Origin of the sequence: Luteimonas dalianensis (genome assembly GCF_049339425.1) — a bacterium.
Taxonomy (GTDB): domain Bacteria; phylum Pseudomonadota; class Gammaproteobacteria; order Xanthomonadales; family Xanthomonadaceae; genus Luteimonas; species Luteimonas dalianensis.
In genome coordinates this window covers 1-18,539 of record NZ_JBMPPO010000007.1, presented here as the reverse complement: position 1 = coordinate 18,539, position 18,539 = coordinate 1, and the positions used below count along the sequence as shown (strand labels likewise).

Annotated in this window: 18 protein-coding genes; 3 read left to right on the top strand and 15 right to left on the bottom strand. The window is 68.7% G+C overall.

Features of this window, described 5'->3' with window-relative positions:
- Positions 1-18: 18 nt before the first annotated feature.
- On the bottom strand, positions 19-3,312 hold the full coding sequence (locus ACOZ90_RS10960; RefSeq protein ID WP_422893694.1) for an ankyrin repeat domain-containing protein: 3,294 nt from the start codon (positions 3,310-3,312) through the stop codon (positions 19-21).
- Positions 3,305-3,577: a YcgL domain-containing protein gene (locus ACOZ90_RS10955; RefSeq protein WP_422893693.1), complete on the bottom strand. Its 273-nt coding sequence runs from the start codon at positions 3,575-3,577 to the stop codon at positions 3,305-3,307. Before ACOZ90_RS10955 ends, ACOZ90_RS10960 begins: the two co-directional genes overlap by 8 nt.
- Positions 3,578-3,934: 357 nt before the next feature.
- Here ACOZ90_RS10955 and ACOZ90_RS10950 point away from each other — a divergent pair, with 357 nt between their 5' ends.
- Complete coding sequence (locus tag ACOZ90_RS10950) at positions 3,935-6,298, top strand: S9 family peptidase (RefSeq protein ID WP_422893692.1); 2,364 nt, start codon at positions 3,935-3,937, stop codon at positions 6,296-6,298.
- Between the two features lie 9 nt (positions 6,299-6,307).
- Here the strand turns inward: ACOZ90_RS10950 and ACOZ90_RS10945 are convergent, their stop codons facing one another.
- Entirely contained in the window at positions 6,308-6,895 is a 588-nt protein-coding gene (locus ACOZ90_RS10945; RefSeq protein WP_422893691.1) for a cysteine dioxygenase family protein, read from the bottom strand.
- 111 nt (positions 6,896-7,006) lie between these two features.
- On the opposite strand from ACOZ90_RS10945, the gene hemF reads away from it, so the two are divergent.
- Positions 7,007-7,939 (top strand): oxygen-dependent coproporphyrinogen oxidase, encoded by a 933-nt coding sequence (gene hemF / locus ACOZ90_RS10940; protein WP_422893690.1) that lies wholly within the window; start codon positions 7,007-7,009, stop codon positions 7,937-7,939.
- A gap of 28 nt (positions 7,940-7,967) precedes the next feature.
- Here the strand turns inward: hemF and ACOZ90_RS10935 are convergent, their stop codons facing one another.
- Together ACOZ90_RS10935 and ACOZ90_RS10930 are read right to left on the bottom strand one after the other, a co-directional pair.
- Entirely contained in the window at positions 7,968-9,050 is a 1,083-nt protein-coding gene (locus ACOZ90_RS10935) for an MraY family glycosyltransferase (protein ID WP_422893689.1), read from the bottom strand.
- Positions 9,051-9,327: 277 nt separating this feature from the next.
- The gene (locus tag ACOZ90_RS10930) at positions 9,328-10,353 is read right to left on the bottom strand and encodes an SDR family oxidoreductase (protein WP_422893688.1); all 1,026 of its coding nucleotides are present in this window, start codon (positions 10,351-10,353) and stop codon (positions 9,328-9,330) included.
- Positions 10,354-10,435: 82 nt separating this feature from the next.
- Here ACOZ90_RS10930 and ACOZ90_RS10925 point away from each other — a divergent pair, with 82 nt between their 5' ends.
- Complete coding sequence (locus tag ACOZ90_RS10925; RefSeq protein ID WP_422893687.1) at positions 10,436-10,990, top strand: DUF2058 domain-containing protein; 555 nt, start codon at positions 10,436-10,438, stop codon at positions 10,988-10,990.
- 37 nt (positions 10,991-11,027) lie between these two features.
- Here ACOZ90_RS10925 and ACOZ90_RS10920 read toward each other — a convergent pair whose 3' ends face one another.
- From ACOZ90_RS10920 to ACOZ90_RS10875, 10 genes are all read right to left on the bottom strand, one after another.
- Entirely contained in the window at positions 11,028-11,489 is a 462-nt protein-coding gene (locus tag ACOZ90_RS10920; protein ID WP_422893893.1) for a VanZ family protein, read from the bottom strand.
- Complete coding sequence (locus ACOZ90_RS10915; protein WP_422893686.1) at positions 11,489-12,196, bottom strand: sugar transferase; 708 nt, start codon at positions 12,194-12,196, stop codon at positions 11,489-11,491. Before ACOZ90_RS10915 ends, ACOZ90_RS10920 begins: the two co-directional genes overlap by 1 nt.
- Positions 12,197-12,239: 43 nt before the next feature.
- Positions 12,240-13,427 carry a UDP-N-acetylglucosamine 4,6-dehydratase gene (locus ACOZ90_RS10910; RefSeq protein ID WP_422893685.1) on the bottom strand — a complete coding sequence of 396 codons (1,188 nt, stop codon included), beginning with the start codon at positions 13,425-13,427 and terminating at the stop codon, positions 12,240-12,242.
- 139 nt (positions 13,428-13,566) lie between these two features.
- The gene (locus tag ACOZ90_RS10905) at positions 13,567-14,001 is read right to left on the bottom strand and encodes a nucleotidyl transferase AbiEii/AbiGii toxin family protein (protein WP_422893684.1); all 435 of its coding nucleotides are present in this window, start codon (positions 13,999-14,001) and stop codon (positions 13,567-13,569) included.
- Complete coding sequence (locus ACOZ90_RS10900) at positions 13,919-14,179, bottom strand: nucleotidyl transferase AbiEii/AbiGii toxin family protein (protein WP_422893683.1); 261 nt, start codon at positions 14,177-14,179, stop codon at positions 13,919-13,921. Before ACOZ90_RS10900 ends, ACOZ90_RS10905 begins: the two co-directional genes overlap by 83 nt.
- Entirely contained in the window at positions 14,172-14,609 is a 438-nt protein-coding gene (locus ACOZ90_RS10895) for a helix-turn-helix transcriptional regulator (RefSeq protein ID WP_422893682.1), read from the bottom strand. Before ACOZ90_RS10895 ends, ACOZ90_RS10900 begins: the two co-directional genes overlap by 8 nt.
- 171 nt (positions 14,610-14,780) lie before the next feature.
- Positions 14,781-15,383: a GNAT family N-acetyltransferase gene (locus ACOZ90_RS10890; protein ID WP_422893681.1), complete on the bottom strand. Its 603-nt coding sequence runs from the start codon at positions 15,381-15,383 to the stop codon at positions 14,781-14,783.
- Positions 15,380-16,582, bottom strand: coding sequence for a LegC family aminotransferase (locus ACOZ90_RS10885; RefSeq protein WP_422893680.1), 1,203 nt, complete (start codon positions 16,580-16,582; stop codon positions 15,380-15,382). Before ACOZ90_RS10885 ends, ACOZ90_RS10890 begins: the two co-directional genes overlap by 4 nt.
- Entirely contained in the window at positions 16,579-17,733 is a 1,155-nt protein-coding gene (locus ACOZ90_RS10880) for a glycosyltransferase family 4 protein (RefSeq protein WP_422893679.1), read from the bottom strand. The genes ACOZ90_RS10885 and ACOZ90_RS10880 overlap by 4 nt, the downstream gene beginning before the upstream one ends.
- Positions 17,730-18,407: a glycosyltransferase family 4 protein gene (locus ACOZ90_RS10875; RefSeq protein WP_422893678.1), complete on the bottom strand. Its 678-nt coding sequence runs from the start codon at positions 18,405-18,407 to the stop codon at positions 17,730-17,732. The genes ACOZ90_RS10880 and ACOZ90_RS10875 overlap by 4 nt, the downstream gene beginning before the upstream one ends.
- Between the last annotated feature and the right edge of the window lie 132 nt (positions 18,408-18,539).

Sequence of the window (18,539 nt, the reverse complement as noted above, 5' to 3'; positions counted from 1 at the left end):
CGGGGGCGCAGCCCCGACCTAGTCGCGCAGGAAGCGGGCCATGGAGACGCCGGGCTGGGCGTTGGCCGGGGCCAGTTCGGCGGCGACGTCGATGAAGCCGCGCATCACCGCGATCTCGCGCGGGGTGCGGTTGAGGGTGTCGCGGCGGTCCGGGTCGGCGCCGGCGCGCAGCAGGCTGCGGCTGAGCTGGAGCAGGCCATGCAGGCAGGCCAGGTGCAGCGGGCCGAACCCGCGCGGGTCCTGCGCGTCCAGCGAGACGTCCTCGTCCAGCAGCTGCGCCATCGCCGCGCCCACCACGTCCTCGTCGCAGGTGGCGCCCGGCTCGGCGCGCGCACCCAGCAGCAGCAGCAGCGGGGTCACCCCGCCCGCGGCCTCGGCGTCGGGCTCGGCGCCGGCCAGCAGCAGGGTGTCGAACAGCGCCATCAGCCGCGCGCGCTCGCGGCTGGTGAATCCGTAAAGCGCCGCGCAGTGCAGCGGCGTAAGCCCCTGGGCGTCGGTGGCATGCACGTTGGCGCCCGCGGTCAGCAGCCGCGCGCACAGCTCCGGCAGGCCCAGCGCGGCGGCCAGCATCAGCACGGTGACCTCGCCCGGCAGGCGCTGCTCCAGCGCCGCGCCGGAGGCCAGCAGGCGCTCGACGATGTCGCCGTGGCCCATGCTCACCGCCGCCGACAGCGGGGTGGCACCGGTATGGGCGGCAAGCTGGCCGCTGGCACCGCGCTCGAGCAGCAGGTCGACCACCGCCGCATGGCCACCACCGGCCGCGCGCAGCAGCGCGGTGCAGCCCTGCGCGTCCACGGTATCCACCGCGAACCCCAGGTCGAGCAGCCGGCGCACGGCGTCGGCATCGCCGGTGCCCGCCGCGGCGGGCAGGTCTTCGGGCTGCAGCGGGCGGCGCGGCAGCTTCCAGCCGCGCCAGTCGAGCCAGCCGGCCAGGTCGCGCCGGCCCGCGGCCAGGGCCACGCCCAGCGGGGTCTGGCCGTCGGCGGCGCGGACCTCCGGGTTGGCGCCCTGGCGCACCAGCGCGCGCAGCGCCGTCTCGCGCCCCAGCGCGGCGGACAAGTGCAGCGCGGTCATGCCGCGGCCGTCGCGCGCATCCAGGTCCACGCCGGCCGCGGCCAGCTCCTCCAGCAGTTCCATCCATCCCAGCCGCACCGCCAGCGACAGCGGCGGATCGCCGCCTTCGGCAGGCGTGAACGGATCGGCACCGCGCTCGAACAGCTCCAGCGCCAGCTGCTCCAGCCCGCGGGCGGCATGGTCGCCGCGCGCGCAGGCCGCCAGGAAGCGGGCCAGCCCGCCGGCGCCGGCCGGCGACACGTTGTGGCGCAGCAGCGCGCGCAGCGCGTCGGCCTGCTCCGCGCCCCGGGCCAGCAGGCTGAACAGCGCGGTGTCACCGGGCGCATCGGCCGCGTCCGCGCGCACGTCCGCATCGGCGCCGCGCGCCATCAGCCAGTCGATGCGCTCCACCGTCACCGGCGCATCCTCGTCCAGCAGCAGCCCGCCCAGCTCCTGCGGCGTCAGCAGCCCGGCCAGATCGTCCAGGCCCTCAAAGCGGCCCTCGCGCAGGCCTTCGCGCAGCAGCGAGAGCGGCGCACGGTCGGGCACCCCGGCCGCGCCCGCCTCGGGCTGCACGCTGGCAGGCAGCGCGTACTCCGGATCCACCAGCACCACCAGCGACCAGCGGCCGGCCGCGGCGGCGTGATCCACCGCGCGCCTGCCCTCGCCGTCGGCCAGCTGCGGGTCGGCGCCCAGTTCCAGCAGCCGGCGCACCAGCGGCGGCGAGGGCGTTCGCGCCAGGCAGGCCAGCGCCAGCGCGCCGCGGCCGGCAGCGTCCACACCGGTGGCATCGGCGCCGGCATCGGCCAGCACTTCCAGCGTCGCCAGGCGGGCGCCGCGGGCGGCTTCCAGCAGCGGCGTGCGCCCGTGTTCGTCGCTGGCGGCAACGTCGGCCCCGGCGGCAATCAGCTCCGCGGCGATCGCGGCGTGGCCGGCGTGCGCGGCCCGGTGCAGCGCGGTGCGGCCCTCGCGGTCGCTGCCGCCGGCGCCGGCCTTGTGCCTGAGCAGCAGCTGCACGCCCGCGGCGTCGTCTTCCTCGCAGCCGGCCGCGGCCACCAGCGCCGGGATCGCGCCGTCGACGTGGGCGCGCGCGCCGCGTTCGAGCAGGAACCGCGCCAGCCGCCAGTTGCCGGCCTGGCAGGCCACGCCCAGCGGAGTCAGGCCTTCGTTGTTAGCCACGTCGATCCCGGCCGCGGCGTCGCGCAGCAGCGCCACCACGCCCGGGTCGGAGCTGCGCGCGGCGTGGTGCATCGGGGTATTGCCGTCGGCGTCGGACACGCGCGAATCCGCGCCGTTGGCCAGCAGGGTCATCACCGCCTCGGGGCGGCCGTGCCAGCTGTCGCGGGTGGCGGCCAGCAGCGGGGTCAGGCTGCCGTGGGCGGCATTGACGTCCACGCCGCGGGCAATCAGCTCGCGCAGCAGGCGCAGATCCGGCAGCACCGCGGCCAGCACCGGCAGGCTGCGGCGGTCACGCGCGTCCGCGGCCGGCAGCGCGTGCGGATCGGCGCCCAGCTCCAGCAGCTCCAGCGCGCGCTCCACCCGGCCGCCGCGGGCGGCGGCATAGAGCGCGGCGTCCAGGTCGCCTTCCACCGGCTCGGGCTCCGGATCGGGCTGCGCGGCCTCGCCGGGCATTTCGATCACCTGCATCGGCAGCTTGCCGGCCGGCTCGATCCGCTGCAACAGCCAGTGCGCCAGCGGGAAGACCAGCGTGGCGACCACCGCCATCGCCCAGCGCGCGTTGCCTTCCAGCAGCCCCGGCCAGGCCAGCACCAGGTGCAACGCCAGCACCGTGGCCACCAGCGCGGCCAGCACCGCGCCGCGGCTGGCCGCAGCATCGCGGCCGGCCAACGCGCGCCACGCCGGCGCCAGGCCGCGGCCATCCCGCTCCACCGCATGCCACAGCGGCCACACCCGCCACAGTCCGATCACCGCGATCCCGGCCACCGCGCTCAGCGCCAGCACCGCGCCCAGCGAGCCGCTGCGCACCAGCACCGACAGCGGCCACGCCGCCAGCAGCGCCGCCGCCAGCGCGGCCGCGCCCCACAGCGCCAGCAGCTGGCCGAAATCGCGCCCCGCGCCGCCATCGGCCTGCCCGCCGCCCTGCCCGCGCCACCAGCGCACCGCCAGGGCGAAGGCCGGCTGCGCCAACCAGATCCCCACCGCCGCGAACGCGCCGCCGAACCCGGCGGCCAGCGCCAGCACGGTCGCGATCAGGAAGGCGGCGATTGCGTGTGGACGCCTGGACGTCTGCTCAGGCATCGGTACCCCAGTCCCCGCTCATCGGATCCTCGGCCCGCGACGGCGGCACCTGCAGGTGGAAGCCGCGCACGGCCAGGTTTTCCCGCACCACGGCCGGATCCTGGGTGGCGAGCGTGCGCCCGGGCACCAGGTCAACTTCCAGCACGAAGCCCAGCGGCCCCAGCTGCGACAGCAGCGCTTCGGGCAGGCGGGAAAAGTCCTCGCGTTCGGCCAGGTACACATAGGTGCCGGGCTTGCGCTGGCTCTTGTAGACGTAGGCGTGCATGGCCCGGAGCGGCTGTAAGTAACGTATCGGCAATGATTGTGCGGGAAACCGGGGGAATGGGGAACCGCGGCGGCCATCCCCCTCCGCGACCGGCAGAAATTGTCGCCCTGCGTCACACATCGGGACACCCGAAGCCCTGAGTGTGATTTCCGTTGCGAATTTCATCCCGGGCCGATGATACAAAGTCCCGAGAAGGATGAACCGGAAGCTTCCGGGAACAGGGACGTTGGCAGGGGCGCATTGCGCCCCTGCTTCATTTCCGGATCCCGCCGGGCCTCGATACAGGACCTTCGGCGCATCCCCGCCGCGGCACGGGCTGCTACGCTGGCGCGCTTTGCCACGTCCCGCAGAACGCCCATGATCCGTTTGCTGCCGCTGTCCCTGCTGCTTTTCGTCGCCCCGCTCGCCGCCCAGCCGGCCCAGGAACTCACCCTGGACCGGATCATGGACAACCCCGACTGGATCGGGCCGCCGGTGGAGCGGGCCTGGTGGTCGTGGGACGGCAGCCAGGCCTTCTACAACCTCAAGCGCGATGGCAGCCAGATCCGCGACACCTGGACGGTGGACGCAGCAGGCGGCCAGCCGCGGCTGGTCGAAGGCGCACAGCGCGCCGAAGTGGACGGCATGCAGCCGGTCTTCGACGCCACCCGCGCGCGCGCGGCGTTCATCCGCGACGGCAACGTGTTCGTGCGCGACCTGCGCAACGGCGCCCTGACCCAGCTCACCCGCGGCGAATCCTCCGCCTCCTCCCTGCTCTGGGGCAGCGACGGCGCGCTGGTCTGGCGCGTGGGCAGCGACCGCTGGTACCGCTGGACCGCCGCCAGCGGCGTGGCCGAGGCCGCCGTGCTCAAGGCCCAGGACGACCCGGCCAAGGCGCCGCGCGCCGACCAGCTGCGCGAGCACCAGATGCGCCTGTTCGAAACCCTGCGCACCGAGCGCGCCCAGCGCGAGGCCCAGCGCCAGCAGCAGCAGGACTGGCAGCGCGAGGACCCGAGCCAGGCGCCGCCGCCGGTGTACCTAGGTGGCGACGTGAGCATCGCCAGCAGCGCGCTCTCGCCCGATGGCCGCTGGCTGCTGGCCGCCACCACCGCCAAGAGCGCCGAGCGCGGCAAGGGCGGGGCGATGCCGAAGTACGTCACCGAATCCGGCTACGAGGAGACCGAGGACGTGCGCACCCGCGTGGGCCGCAACGACCCCGCGCCGATGACCTTCTGGCTGGTGGACATGCGCGAAGGCACCCCGGTGAAGCTCGATCTGGACGCCCTGCCCGGCATCTCCGACGACCCGCTGGCCTACCTGCGCGCGGCCGCCGGCAAGGACCCGCTCAAGGGCCAGCGCCCGGTGCGGCTGGAAGGCTTCGGCACCAACACCATGGCCTGGAACGCCGACGCCAGCCGGGCCGCGCTGATGCTGCACTCGGTGGACAACAAGGATCGCTGGCTGGTGACCCTGGATCCCGCCAGCGCCCGCCTGGACGTGCGCCACCGCCTGAGCGACCCGGGCTGGATCAACTGGGGCTTCAACGAGTTCGACTGGATGCCGGACAACCGCACCCTGTGGTTCCTGTCCGAGGAATCCGGCCACGCGCACCTGTACCTGGCCGGCAGCGGCCGCCCGCGGGCGCTGACCTCGGGCCGCTGGGAAGTCTCCGACCCGGTGCTGTCGGCCGACGGCGAACGCTTCCTGTTCGTGTGCAACCTCACCGCGCCGGTGGACTACGAGGTGTGCGAAGTGCCGGCCGGCGGCGGCCAGGTGCGCGAGATCACCGGCCTGGACGGCGTGAACTCGTTTGCCGAATCCCCCGACGGCGCGCGCCTGCTGCTGCGCCACTCCTCGGCCTACGTGCCGCCGCAGCTGGCGGTGATGAACGCCGACGGCAGCGGCCACCAGGTGCTCACCGACACCCGCAGCGAGGACTACAAGGCCTACCAGTGGCTGCAGCCGGAGATCGTGCAGGTGCCTTCGAAGCACGGCGCCGGCACCATCTGGGGCAAATACTACGGCCCGGCGCAGATGGAGCCCGGCCGCGAGTACCCGATCGTGCTGTTCGTGCACGGCGCCGGCTACCTGCAGAACGTGCACCACCGCTGGCCCACCTACTTCCGCGAGCAGATGTTCCACAACATGCTGGTGCAGCAGGGCTACATCGTGCTGGACCTGGATTTCCGCGCCTCGGCCGGCTACGGCCGCGACTGGCGCACCGCGATCTACCGGCAGATGGGCCATCCGGAGCTGGAGGACTACCTGGACGGCATCGACTGGCTGGTCGAACAGCGCCAGGGCAACCGCGACCGCGTGGGCATCTACGGCGGCAGCTACGGCGGCTTCATGAGCTTCATGGCGCTGTTCCGCGAGCCGGGCACCTTCAAGGCCGGCGCCGCGCTGCGCCCGGTGGTCGACTGGCACCACTACAACCACCCCTACACCGCCAACATCCTCAACACCCCGGACATCGACCCGGAGGCGTACCGCAGGTCATCGCCGATCGAGTACGTGGAGAACCTGCAGGACCACCTGCTCATCGCCCACGGCATGATCGACGACAACGTCTTCTACCAGGACTCGGTGCTCATGGCGCAGCGGCTGATCGAACTGCGCAAGGACAAGTGGGAGCTGGCCAGCTACCCGCTGGAGCGCCACGCCTACCAGCACGCCGACTCCTGGTACGACCAGTACCGGCGCATTTACGAGCTGTTCGAAAGGGTGCTCAAGGACGAGTGAGCCGGCGCCTCAAACCGTCTCGAGCATCACCCGCTCGGGACGGTAGAGGTCGTCCTCCACCCGGGTGTAGCGCTTCACGTGCTGCAGGTGCCTGCCGTACACGTGCAGGGACACCGCGATCTCATCCGCGGACGGATTGCGGCACTGGTGCAGATCCTGCGGCGGCAGCAGCCCGATCACCCCGCCCGGCGCCAGCTCGTGGCGCCCGCACTCGCGCAGCTGCGACAGCGCGCGCCGCTGCCCGCGCACGCGGTAATCGATCACCTCCAGCCGTCCGCGCAGCACCGCCTCCGCGCCCCAGGTGTCGCCGTGGTCATGCACGGTGCTGTCCTGCCCCGGCGCCCAGGTAATCGCCACCACCTCGTAGCCGTGCTCGCGCGAACGATACAGCTCGCGGCGCGCGTGCCCTTCGGCCTGCGTTTCCAGCAGCCAGCCCGGCAGATCCAGCTCTCCGGCCAGCAGTCCCTGCAGCCCGCCCGTCAGCGCCTTGACGATCTTCGCCGGCTCCGCCGAGCGCGCCGCCGCATCGGTCAGCACGATCACATCGTCAAGCAGGGAAAAATGCGGCGGGGTGGCGGAAGTGCTGCGAGAACTCATGGGACAACCGGTTCCGGAACGGGCCGCCACCATAGCCGGGCGATCCTCAATTTCCCGTAAACCGGCGGCACGGCGCGACGCCCGGCTCCCCGCGCCGCCTACAATGCGCGGATGGACGACATCACACCCGTACGCGACTACCTCACCGGCCTGCAGGACCGCATCTGCGCCGGCATCGAACATGCCGATGGCAAGGCCCGGTTCATCGAAGACGCCTGGACCCGCACGCCCGGCAAGGGCCCGCTGCTGGGCGGCGGCGGACGCACCCGGATCCTGCGCGATGGCGCGGTGTTCGAGCAGGCCGGCATCGGCTTTTCAGACGTTTCCGGCACCCGGCTTCCGCCGTCGGCCACCGCTGCGCGGCCCGAGCTGGAAGGCGCCGAGTGGCGCGCCATGGGCGTGTCGCTGGTGTTCCACCCGCGCAACCCGTACCTGCCCACCACCCATGCCAACGTGCGCCACTTCCGCGCCGAGCGCGAGGGCGAAACCGTGGCCTGGTGGTTCGGCGGCGGCTTCGACCTCACTCCGTTCTACCCCTTCGACGAAGACGTGCTGCACTGGCACCAGGTGGCGCGCGATGTGTGCGAATCCTTTGGCGGGCAGCAGCGCTACGAGGCGCACAAGAAGTGGTGCGACGAATACTTCTTCCTCAAGCACCGCGATGAAACCCGCGGCGTGGGCGGCCTGTTCTTCGACGACATGAGCGGCGACTACGACAACGAGTTCGGCTACATGCGCGCCGTGGGCGACGGCTTCCTGCAGGCCTACCTGCCCATCGTCGAGCGCCGCAAGGGCATGGATTACGGCGAGCGCGAGCGGCAGTTCCAGCTCTACCGTCGCGGGCGCTACGTGGAGTTCAACCTGGTCTTCGACCGCGGCACCCACTTCGGCCTGCAGTCGGGCGGGCGCACCGAGTCGATCCTGATGAGCCTGCCGCCGCTGGTGCGCTGGGAATACGGCTACGCGCCGGAGGAAGGCAGCGATGAGGCGCGGCTGGCCGAGTACCTCAAGCCGCGTGACTGGCTGCAGGAATCATCGCCGTAGGCCGGCCCTGCGCGGCCGACGCAGAAGGTCAGGAATCGGACTGTCGCGGCAGGTTCGCCGACTCCGCATCCGCGCGCCGGCGTTCGGCGCCGAACACCGGCCAGCGCCGGATCGCGCGGAAGAACTCCAGCGCGCGCTCGCGCCGCGCGCTCAGCCAGTACCAGCCTGCGCACAGCAGCAGGAACGCCGCCAGGATCACCGGGTGGGGGATGTCCAGCCGCATCGCCTGCCCGGCCAGCGCGCCGCAGGCCATGCTGAACACCGCCAGCGCCACCGCGGCCTGGGTGGGGCCGAAGCCGGCGTCCTGCATGAAATGATGGATATGGTCGCGCCCGGCCGAGAACGGCGAACGGCCCTCGCGGGTGCGGCGCACGGTGAGCACCAGGCAATCCATGACCGGGACCGGCAGCAGCCACAGCGCCAGCACCGGGTTCACCGGGTGGCCCGGGTTCTGGGTCAGGCGGAACACCACCCACGCCACCACCAGCCCCAGGAACGCGCTGCCCGCGTTGCCCATGAACGCCTTGGCCCGCGGCTGCCACGGGAAGCGCATGTTGTAGAGCAGGAACGCCCCCACCGCGCCCGCCATCACCAGCGAGTGCCGGCTCAGCCCCATGTTGCCGGCGTACACCGCCGCGGCCGCCAGCATCACCAGGCACACCGCCACCAGCAGCCCGGCCAGGCCGTCGGCGCCGTCGATCATGTTGATGGCGTTGATGATCCCCACCGTCGCAAACACCGTGAACGGCACCGACAGCCAGCCCAGCGCCAGGCTGTCCAGCCCGAACACCGGCCCGAGCTGCTCCACCCGCACCTCGGCGCCGTAGACCATGATCAGCGCCGCCACCACCTGGGCCAGCACGCGCCAGTACCAGCGCAGGTCATGACGATCGTCCGCCAGGCCCACGATGCTCACCAGCAGCGCGGCAGCGGCAAATGACACCAGGGTGGTGGTGGCGAGCTCGCCCACCGCCAGGGCCCCAAGCGCGATCATGGCCACCAGCATCGCCAGCCCGCCCGTGATCGGCGTGGGATGCGCGTGGTCCTTGCGGCCCTTGGGGAAATCGAGAAGGTTCAGGCGCGGCGCCACCGGATGCAGGAGCTTCAGCACCATCCATGTGATAAGCGCGGCTACGAGTGCCCGGGCCACGCCCACGTCCAACATCCACTCCAGCACGCAATAACTCCCTGGTTTACCCGGTCCGACGGCTAGGCCGAAGCAATAACCGGGCCAACCCCTGCGCCGGTCATTGTAGGCCAAGCCTGATCCAGGGACATTGCGAAAAGGTCACACCCGCGCACACCCGGCCAAGCGACCGCGCGTCCCCAGCACGCGGACCCCGATTATGTGACCCGCATCTCAATTCCGCCAGCGGCGATTGCGCGGATCAGGCGCCCAGGTTGCGCACGAACCAGGGCATCGCCTCGGCCAGGCCGGCACCCAGGCCGCGCGTGGGGGCGTAGCCCAGCTGCTCTCGCGCTGCGCCCACATCGGCCAGCGAATGGCGCACGTCGCCCGGCCGGAAATCGCGGTACACCGGCTCGCGTTCGTAGGCCACGCCGTTCTCCGCCAGCGCCGAGCGGAGCGCCTCGAACAGCCCTTTCAGCGTGTTCCGCTCGCCCACCGCCATGTTGTACACGCGGGTGCGCGCCGACTCCGGCGCCAGCGCGGCCAGGATGTTCGCCTGCACCGCGTTGTCGATGTGGGTGAAATCCCGGCTGGTCTCGCCATCGCCGTTGATGAAGACATCCTCGCCGCGGATCATCGCCGCGGTCCACTTCGGGATCACCGCCGCATAGGCCCCTTCCGGGTCCTGGCGCCGGCCGAACACGTTGAAATAGCGCAGCCCGATGCTCGGGAACCCGTAGGTCCTGGCAAACACGTCCGCGTACAGCTCGTTCACGTACTTGGTCACCGCATACGGCGACAGCGGATTGCCGATGTTGCCCTCCACCTTGGGCAGCGCCGGATGGTCGCCGTAGGTGGAGCTGCTGGCCGCGTAGGTGAAGCTGCCCACCTTCGCGTCGCGCGCGGCCACCAGCATGTTGAGCATGCCGTCGATGTTGGCGCGGTTGGTGGCGATGGGGTCGGCGATCGAGCGCGGCACCGAGCCCAGCGCGGCCTGGTGCAGCACGTGGTCCACCCCGGCGCAGGCCCCGTGGCAGGTCGCCAGGTCGGTGATGTCGCCTTCGATGAAGCGGAAGCGCCCCCACTGCTCCGGCGTCACCAGCGACTGCACCTCATCCAGGTTGTGCCGGTATCCGGTGGAAAAGTTGTCCAGCCCCACCACCCGCTGGTCCAGGCGCAGCAGCGCCTCCAGCAGGTTGGAGCCGATGAAGCCGGCGCAGCCGGTCACCAGCCAGGTACGCGGCTGGGCGCGCAGCGTGGTGCAGGCGGATTCAAACGAAGACATTGGGAGCCCCGTGGAGAGTGCGCACATAATATCCGCCCTGCCCCCCACGTATCATGGCCATCCACCGCACGGAGCTTCCGCCATGGCAAAAGGCAACCCGCTGCAGCAGCAGCTGCTCAAGGCCGGGCTGGTCAAGAAGTCCAAGGTGGCCGAGGTCGCGCGCCAGCAGGCCAAGGCCCGCCAGGGCAAGGCCCCGCCCACGGACGGGGAGATCCAGCGCGACGCTGAACGCGCCCGCCTCGAAAAGGCCGAACGCGACCGCGCCCTGGAGGCCGAACGCAAGGCCAAGGCCCAGCGCGCGGAGCTGCAGGCGCAGGCCCGCCAGATCATCCAGGACCGCAAGCTCCCGCGCACCGGCGAAAGCGAATACCGCTTCACCGCCGGCAACGCCATCCGCACGATCCTCATCGACGACGACCAGCGCAGGAAACTCGCCGCCGGCGCCATCGTCATCGTGCGCCTGGGCGACGCCTACGAACTGCTCCCGCGCGAAGCCGCCGAAAAGGTCCGCGAACGCGACCCGGAGCTGATCGTGCTCGACCATGGCCAGGCCAATGACACGCCGGCCCCGGCCATGAGCCCGGAGGACGAGGCCTACTACGCCAGGTTCCAGGTCCCCGACGACCTCGTCTGGTAGGCCGATCCCCATTTTGCAGGGCGCGCCATGCGCGCTCCTACCATCGGCGGAACAACCGCCTCAGGCCGATCGCCAGCAGGATCCCCGCCATCCCCCCGGCCAGGTTCAACATCACATCCCCCAGCCGCGGCTCGCGGTTGGGCGCCAGCGCCTGCGCCATCTCCGCGCCCACCGCCAGCACCATCACCAATCCCCACCCCTTCCAGTTGCGCAGGTCCGAGCGGCCCAGCCACAGCAGCAGTCCGAGCCACAGGAAGATCAGGAAGTGCACCCACTCCGCCACCGCCCAGGGCGTGTGGGCGGCCAGCTCGCCCATCACGGTGAGTGCATCGCGCCCCACCGTCCTGCGGATCCAGCCGCCGGGCAGGAACAGCAGCGCCGACACCACCAGCGCGGACGCGAACACCAGCACCCGCACCAGCGGCCTGCCGCGCCGCGCCAGGAACCAGGCGATGCCCAGCACCATCACGCCCAGCAGCAGCTGGTAGACCGAGATCATCACGTGGCGGACGCCGATCCGGCCGCGGGCGCACCCACGGCGCCCCCGGCTTCAACCAGCTCCGCGGGCGGCAGCGGCAGGCCCTTGAACACCCGCCAGAACACCGTGGAGCGCGGCACCAGCACCACCCACGCCGTCAGCACGATGCAGCACACGTACGTCCACAGCCCCTGGTTGGCCACGTACCACTCTTCCAGCCGCCCCTTGTAGGGCATGATCACCTCGTCGTAGAAGCGGTCGGGATCGTGCGCCTCGTGCATCAACTCCTCCTCGTCACGGAAGACGATGGAGCCGACGCCGGACAGCCCCGGGCGCACCTTGATGATCTCGGCCTGCGAGCGCTCGGGGAACGCATCGAAGCACCGCTTCGTCTGCGGCCGCGGCCCGACGATGCTCATGTCGCCCTTGAAGATGTTCAGCAGCTGCGGCAGCTCGTTGATCTTGGTCTTGCGCAGGAACCGGCCCATCGGCAGCACCCGGGGATCATCCTTGAGCGTGACCGTGCCGGTGCCCAGGTTCGGGCTGTCCTTGAGCATGGTGGCGAACTTGTACAGCCCGAACGGCTCGCCCCCGCGACCCACCCGCTGCTGGATGAAGAACACCTCTCCCTCGCCGGTGAAGCGCAGCAGGATCGCGATGGGCACCAGCAGCGGGGAAAGCACCACCAGCGCCAGCCCCGACAAAACCACATCCAGCAACCGCTGCATCAAACAATCTCCTGTAGGCCGGGGCTACGCCCCCGACGCCCGGTTACATCCGTGAATCGAGGTATTTACCGGTTTCCTTGTGCTGGAAGTCCGGGATCATGTGGTTGAACAGCTCCACGAGCTCAGGCTTGTCCCAGGTCGGCCGTGAGCGGATGGCCTGGATCGTGGTCAGGAAATGCCCCAGCCGTTCGTCATCAAAGTCCGCATCGTTCCTGATGACCCCGATATTCTGGAATCGCTCCATGTCGAGCGTCTCCTCGCCGGTGTAGAACTCCTCGAAGTCCTTCTCCCCGGTCGTATCGCTGGCAAAAAAGTACACCGGCCACTTCTTCTGCGCGATCAGCTCCCCGGCCCGCCCGCGCGCCTCGTCCTCGCTCGCGCACTCGTGCGGCTCGAAGCCCAGCGCCTCCAGGTAGCGCACCGCGATATCCGAGAACCGGGTGAGATCCAGCTGCTCGCTCAGCTTGGGGAAGAAGATGTCCCGGTTTTCCCCCAGCAGGCACGACGCCAGGCACAGCTCCCCCGACTCCTGCGGCGTGACGAAGTAGCGCCGCACGTCGTTGGGCGCCGAGATCGGCTGCCGCTTGGCAAAGCGCTGGTTGAACCCGTGCAGCAGCGAGCCGTCGGAGAACGCCACGTTCGCAAACCGCGCCGTTGAGATCGGCAGTTCCAGGCTCTCGCGCATCAGGAACATCTCCATGATCCGCTTGCTGGCCCCCATCATGTTCACCGGATTGGCCGCCTTGTCGGTGGACACCGCGAAGTACTTGCGCGCCCCGCCAGCCCGCGCCTGGGCGATCGTGCTGATGGTGTTCAGCACGTTCACCTCGATCAGCCGCATCAGCGTGAACGGATCCTTCTCGCTGCGCACGTGCTTGAGCGCCGAGAGGTTGAGCACATAGTCATAACCCTGCCCGGCGGCCATCAGGGCCGCGAACCCGCGGCTGCCGCAGTCAATGGCAAAGGTGCGGAAGTCTCCCTCGATATAGCCCAGCGTGCTGCGCACGTCGCGCACCAGCTCGACCATGTTGTTCTCGCTGATGTCCACCACGTGCAGCACCCGCGGCGAGCGCTTGAAGATTTCCCGCGTCACCGCCTGCCCGATCGAGCCGGCGCCCCCGATGACGAGGAAGCGGCTGGACTGGACCAGGCGGGAAAGCTCGGATTCGTGCTGCTGGATGTCGGCGTCGAACAGGGGGGCCGTGCGGCCGATGAGGCTGAGGATGTCCATGGGGTCCTGAAGTGAAGCGGGCCAGAACGCCTCCGGCGTTCCCGATCCTGAATTGTCCGCTTCCCGCCACTTGCCCACAACCTCTACCCCCAGGTCGGGGCTACGTCCCCAACGCCCGCGAACCATGCAATCCGGGTTGTCACAACTTCTGCTCCAGGTTGCGCAGCCGCTGCCAGACGACAGCTTTTGGAATCGTCATGGCCATCGATTGCATGCAGCGGTCCAGCCAGCCCTCCCTCGTACGCAGACGATCCAGTGAACGGACGAGGTCACGCCTGACATCTTCGCCATATGCCGTCTTCGATTTCCCGAGCGCCTGCTGCAGCAGCGGGCGGCCCGGCGCCATCATCGCCAGATCAATCACATCGCGATTGAAGGTGCCATCGTCCAGACCGCGATCGGAATTGGCCAGCAGCTTGCTGGCAGCCATGTCCAGCTCCGAAAGCGTGGCCACGCCGCACACCATGTCCTCGGGCCCCGGCAGATCCAGTTCAATGCGGCCTTCGCGCACAATCTCGAACTTGATCGGTGTATCCATCACCCTTACCCGCGTCCGGATGCCGTACTGGCCCATGCGGACTTCCTGCAACACCGGCGGGACTTGCGACAACGTCTACCGATTCCCGATATTCGCCGTAGCGCAGCGCCATGGCCGTGCCACCGCCGAACAGGCACTGCAGCCGCCGGAACAGATCCGCGTCCAGCGCACCCAGCAGGAGCGCAATGCGCTGATGGTGTGGACGCTCAAACATCGGGGACGAGCGCGGTCCGCAGGGCATCGATCAATGCACGCTCGCGCGTTGACAATTCCGTCTCATCCAGGTGCCGCGCGTTGCGCTCGTAGATGGAGAGGGCTTCCCGGGGCGTCAGCTCATCGGTGCCCTGTGCATGCCAGGCCAGTTTTCGAAGCTGCGGATAATCCGCCAAGGGGATCCGTACCGGCAACCAGCCGGCTGCAACGTCCGGCCCGGGCGTCCGGGGCTCGTTGCGATCGGCAAGCGCCCACTCCAAATCAAGCACCGCGGCTGCGCTGGCATAGGCACCGGCGGCCACCGAAGGCTCGCCTTTTTCAATCCGGTACCAGGTAACCCGCGAGATGCCTGCTGATTCTGCAGCCGCCGTTGCGGTTACGCGCAGCGCCTTGCGGCGCGCACGCACCTGTGCGCCCAATGCCTGGAGCATGGCGTGTGCGCGACTCCCAGCGGCAGATGTCTCGCGCTTCATGTGTTTCTGATTATTTGCAAAACTACCCAAATGTCAACAACCAGAAACAAGAAAGTCGCGCTTCTTCCTGACCCTCCCTCCCGCAATCTCTGCGTCAAGCGCTCCTAGCGTCGGCCACGTCGGGCCGATCTACAAGGGCTTCATGGCGCCCTGGGGGATACGGTGGACGTAGACCTTGGAGGGCTCCCCCTCATGCACCTCCACCTCCCCCGCCACGCTCGCACCCATCCGCTGATAAAACCGGTGCGCGGGCGCCAGGGCTTCGCCGACGATGATGCGGAACGCGGCCACGCCGCGGGCCTGGAAATCTTCAACCAGCTTCCGGTACAGGGTGTCTGCCACGCCGGAGCCGCGGGCCTCCGGGGCGACGGCCAGGCTCAGCAGTTCGGCCTCGGGGACGCCTTCGGGGAGGTTGGCCTTGCTGGAGTAGCGGAGGATCTCAAGGATGCGGCGCACCTTGGCGGGGCGCACCAGCGCGGGCGCGAGCGCCAGCCCCAGGCGGACCGGGCTGCGGAGCATGCGCTTGTAGATCGGGCCCATGCCGGTACCGCCGGTGATGAACCCCACCACCCGGCCTTCCCGTTCCTCGGTGATCAGGGTGACGGTGTCAGCCCGGTCCATGGCCTCGTACATCAGCGCCAGGAAGCGCACTCCCAGCGTGGCCAGGAAGCCCTGGTCGAGGCAGCGGACGTGGAGCTCCGCCACCTCCTGGTAGCGCCGGCTCGGGCTCATGCGCTGCCCGAGGCGCCGCCGCCTCGCAACCGCCCAAACTCACTCTCCGGCACACTCGAAGGCAGGTTCACCACCCGCTCCTCCAGCCACCGCGAGTTCTCCAGCCCATCGTGCTGGCAGTCCTTGAACATCTCCAGGCGCGACATCAGCCGCCATACCGGGCGCGTCATCACGCCCTGCGCGTTGGTGTACTCAAGGAAAGCGTCGCGGTCGGCCTGGGAGCCCAGGATGATGGCGTTGAGCCAGTAGTTGCTGGTGGTGCCTTCCGGGGCATCGACGAAGCGGACGCCCGACTGGGTGGCGAAGAACTCGCGGTAGCGGGCGGCCACCTCCGCCTTGATCTCCAGCATGCGGGGCAACAGCTCCATCTGCGCGCAGCCCAGAGCGGCGTTGAGGTTGGGCAGGCGGTAGTTGTAGCCAATCTCGTCGTGCACGAACTCGTACGGGTGCGGCACCTTGGCCGTAGTCGTCAGGTGCTTCGCGCGGCGGGCCAACGCTTGGTCGTCGGTGATGATCATCCCGCCGCCGCCAGTGGTGATGACCTTGTTGCCGTTGAAGCTGAGCGTGGCCAGGCGGCCGAAGGTACCGGTGTGGCGCGCGCCCACGTAGCTGCCCAGCGACTCGGCCGCGTCCTCAACCACGGCAATGCCGTACTCGTCGCAGATGGCGACGATCTCTTCGATCCGACACGGCAGGCCGAAGGTGTGCATGGGCACGCAGGCTGAGATGCGGCGGCCGGTGGACTTGTTCCAGGCGCGGCCGTCGCGGATCTCGGCGTGGGCGGCGAGGAACCGGCGCAGCGCGTCCGGGCTCATGCCCAGCGTGTCCAGGTCGACGTCGACGAAGACCGGAAGTGCGCCGGCGTAACTGACCGCATTGCAGGTGGCGATGAAGGTCAGGGCCTGGGAGATCACCTCGCCGCCGCGCTCGACGCCGGCCAGCTGCAGGGCCACGTGCAGGGCGGCGGTGCCGTTGACGGTGGCGATGGCATGGCCGGCACCGATGAAGGCGGCGATCTGCTGCTCGAACTCGGTGACCTTGGCGCCTACGGAGGAGACGAAGTTGGAGTCGATGCAGTCGACGAGGTACTGCCTTTCGTTGCCTTCGAAGACGGGGCGGTGGAGGGGGATGAAGCCGTCGCCGTGGATGGAGCGGACGCAGTCCACCGTGGCCTGGAAGACCGGATTCACGCTGCTCATGCCACTTTCCCAGGAGTTCCGGGCGTAGGCGTGATGCCCATCTCCCGCAGCATCACCGCATTGACCTTGTGCACGTCGTACTTGTCCTCTGCTATCTGGCGTGAGCGGCGACCCATGCGCTGGGCGAGCCCGGGATCGTCGATGAACTTGAGCATGGCCTCCACCAGTGCATCCACCGATTGCACCGGAACCAGGAAACCATTGTCGCCGTCGATGACCGTTTCGCGACAGCCGGGGGCGTCGGTGGTGATGATGGGGCGGCCCATGGCCATGGCTTCCAGTACCGTGCGTGGGGTGCCTTCGCGGTAGGACGGGAGCACGTAGACGGTACAGGCTTCGATGGCCGGGCGTACGTCGTCCAACTTACCCAGGAACTCGATCGTCCCGTCAGCCACCCATACATCCAGTTCCGACTGGGCAATGGCGTCGGGGTTCTCATCGATCCACCCAACTAGCCCAAAGCGGACTTCAGGGTGCAAGGCACGAACGCGGGCTGCGGCCTCCGCATACTCGCGGACACCCTTGTCGCCCAGCAATCGCCCGATCATGAGAAAGACAGACTCACCAGCCGGAATGGAAGTAGCCTCGAAAGCAGAAACATCGACGCCAGAACCGTTAACCACCACAGTGGGCTTCTCCGCAGACAGGATCCCGCTTTCACGAAGCAGGTTTCGGTCGTCGGGATTCTGGAAGAAGACCTTATCGGCACGCGCGAGCGCAAGGCGATACAGCTGCCGGACCAGCCCTGTCAGCATCCCCTTTCGCGAGCCTGTAAACGCGTAGCCCAGGCCCGTCACCAACGCATATCGGCGTGGTATGCGCGCCATCCAGCCCGCCAGAGTCCCGTAAATGACCGGCTTGACCGTATATCCGAGCACGACGACCGGCCGCACATCGCGAAGCAATTGATACAGGTGCAGCGCCAGCTTCAGATCTGCAGATGGGTTCGTTCCGGTTCGCGCAAGTGGGATATCGTGCACCGTCACGCCCAGCGACTCCAGCGAAGAACGGATTGGCGTACCTTTCGACAAGCTTGGCGCAGCCACGTGAACCGGATGGCCGGCGGAAAGAATCGACATGATCAGCGGGCCGCGAAACGTCAAGATCGATTCAGGAAAGCTGGCGACGAGCATCACCACGCCCTTGCTCACGGCGCCTTCTCACCATGTGAAAGAACGACTTCACGCCACATCGTCGCCAAGCGTGGCGCTTGCGCCTGCACGCTATAAAAATCTTCGACGGCGGTCCTGCCACGCATCCCCCGGGTTGCCCTCAGCTCCGGAGACCTAATCAACTGCTCAATCTCGGCGCACCACTCCTCACTTGAGTTCGCAAAAACTCCACTTCCAGTACGCTCTATCACTTCGACATTCATTCCAACTGGACTGGCCACAACAGGCACACCTGCGGCCATGTATTGGATGATCTTGTAAGCGCACTTGCCGAGTTCCCATTGGGTAGATTCCAACGGCATTATCCCGACATCGAACGATGATACTAACTCGGCCTCTTTGCCTTCCGACCAGTCAACGGCCTTGAAGGGTGTACCTTTCAGTTGGTCGGGGTCCGCTCCAACTGCCACGCAACAGATTTGATAACGATCGGCAAGTGCACTTAGCGGCTCTGCGACCATGGAGAGATACTTGGAGGTGGAGGGAGAACCTATCCATCCAATTGTTATGGCGCTGGAAGACTTTGGAATCCGTACGCTGTATCTGTTGGCGTCGACTACGGTTGGTACGTACTCGATACGTGGCGCCCCTGCATCCGCGGCGCGCTCTTGGATGTACCGGCTACCAGTCGTAACCAGATTTGAGCGCCGCATGATGTGGTAATCCCCCCATTTTTAGCAGTCGCCAGAAGTGGAGCTATGCAGCGAGTGCCAGCTTTTGGATCGGAGTGATGCCGCCGAGCGCCATATTCGGGCGTTCGTGATTGTAAGACCATAGCCAGCGTG

Excerpts from the sequence above, each read along its gene's own strand:
- ACOZ90_RS10960 (WP_422893694.1), bottom strand. The coding sequence starts at position 3,312 with ATGCCTGAGCAGACGTCCAGGCGTCCACACGCAATCGCCGCCTTCCTG.
- ACOZ90_RS10955 (WP_422893693.1), bottom strand. The coding sequence starts at position 3,577 with ATGCACGCCTACGTCTACAAGAGCCAGCGCAAGCCCGGCACCTATGTG.
- ACOZ90_RS10950 (WP_422893692.1), top strand. The coding sequence starts at position 3,935 with ATGATCCGTTTGCTGCCGCTGTCCCTGCTGCTTTTCGTCGCCCCGCTC.
- ACOZ90_RS10945 (WP_422893691.1), bottom strand. The coding sequence starts at position 6,895 with ATGAGTTCTCGCAGCACTTCCGCCACCCCGCCGCATTTTTCCCTGCTT.
- hemF (WP_422893690.1), top strand. The coding sequence starts at position 7,007 with ATGGACGACATCACACCCGTACGCGACTACCTCACCGGCCTGCAGGAC.
- ACOZ90_RS10930 (WP_422893688.1), bottom strand. The coding sequence starts at position 10,353 with ATGTCTTCGTTTGAATCCGCCTGCACCACGCTGCGCGCCCAGCCGCGT.
- ACOZ90_RS10925 (WP_422893687.1), top strand. The coding sequence starts at position 10,436 with ATGGCAAAAGGCAACCCGCTGCAGCAGCAGCTGCTCAAGGCCGGGCTG.
- ACOZ90_RS10920 (WP_422893893.1), bottom strand. The coding sequence starts at position 11,489 with ATGATCTCGGTCTACCAGCTGCTGCTGGGCGTGATGGTGCTGGGCATC.
- ACOZ90_RS10915 (WP_422893686.1), bottom strand. The coding sequence starts at position 12,196 with ATGCAGCGGTTGCTGGATGTGGTTTTGTCGGGGCTGGCGCTGGTGGTG.
- ACOZ90_RS10910 (WP_422893685.1), bottom strand. The coding sequence starts at position 13,427 with ATGGACATCCTCAGCCTCATCGGCCGCACGGCCCCCCTGTTCGACGCC.
- ACOZ90_RS10905 (WP_422893684.1), bottom strand. The coding sequence starts at position 14,001 with ATGGGCCAGTACGGCATCCGGACGCGGGTAAGGGTGATGGATACACCG.
- ACOZ90_RS10900 (WP_422893683.1), bottom strand. The coding sequence starts at position 14,179 with ATGTTTGAGCGTCCACACCATCAGCGCATTGCGCTCCTGCTGGGTGCG.
- ACOZ90_RS10895 (WP_422893682.1), bottom strand. The coding sequence starts at position 14,609 with ATGCTCCAGGCATTGGGCGCACAGGTGCGTGCGCGCCGCAAGGCGCTG.
- ACOZ90_RS10890 (WP_422893681.1), bottom strand. The coding sequence starts at position 15,383 with ATGAGCCCGAGCCGGCGCTACCAGGAGGTGGCGGAGCTCCACGTCCGC.
- ACOZ90_RS10885 (WP_422893680.1), bottom strand. The coding sequence starts at position 16,582 with ATGAGCAGCGTGAATCCGGTCTTCCAGGCCACGGTGGACTGCGTCCGC.
- ACOZ90_RS10875 (WP_422893678.1), bottom strand. The coding sequence starts at position 18,407 with ATGCGGCGCTCAAATCTGGTTACGACTGGTAGCCGGTACATCCAAGAG.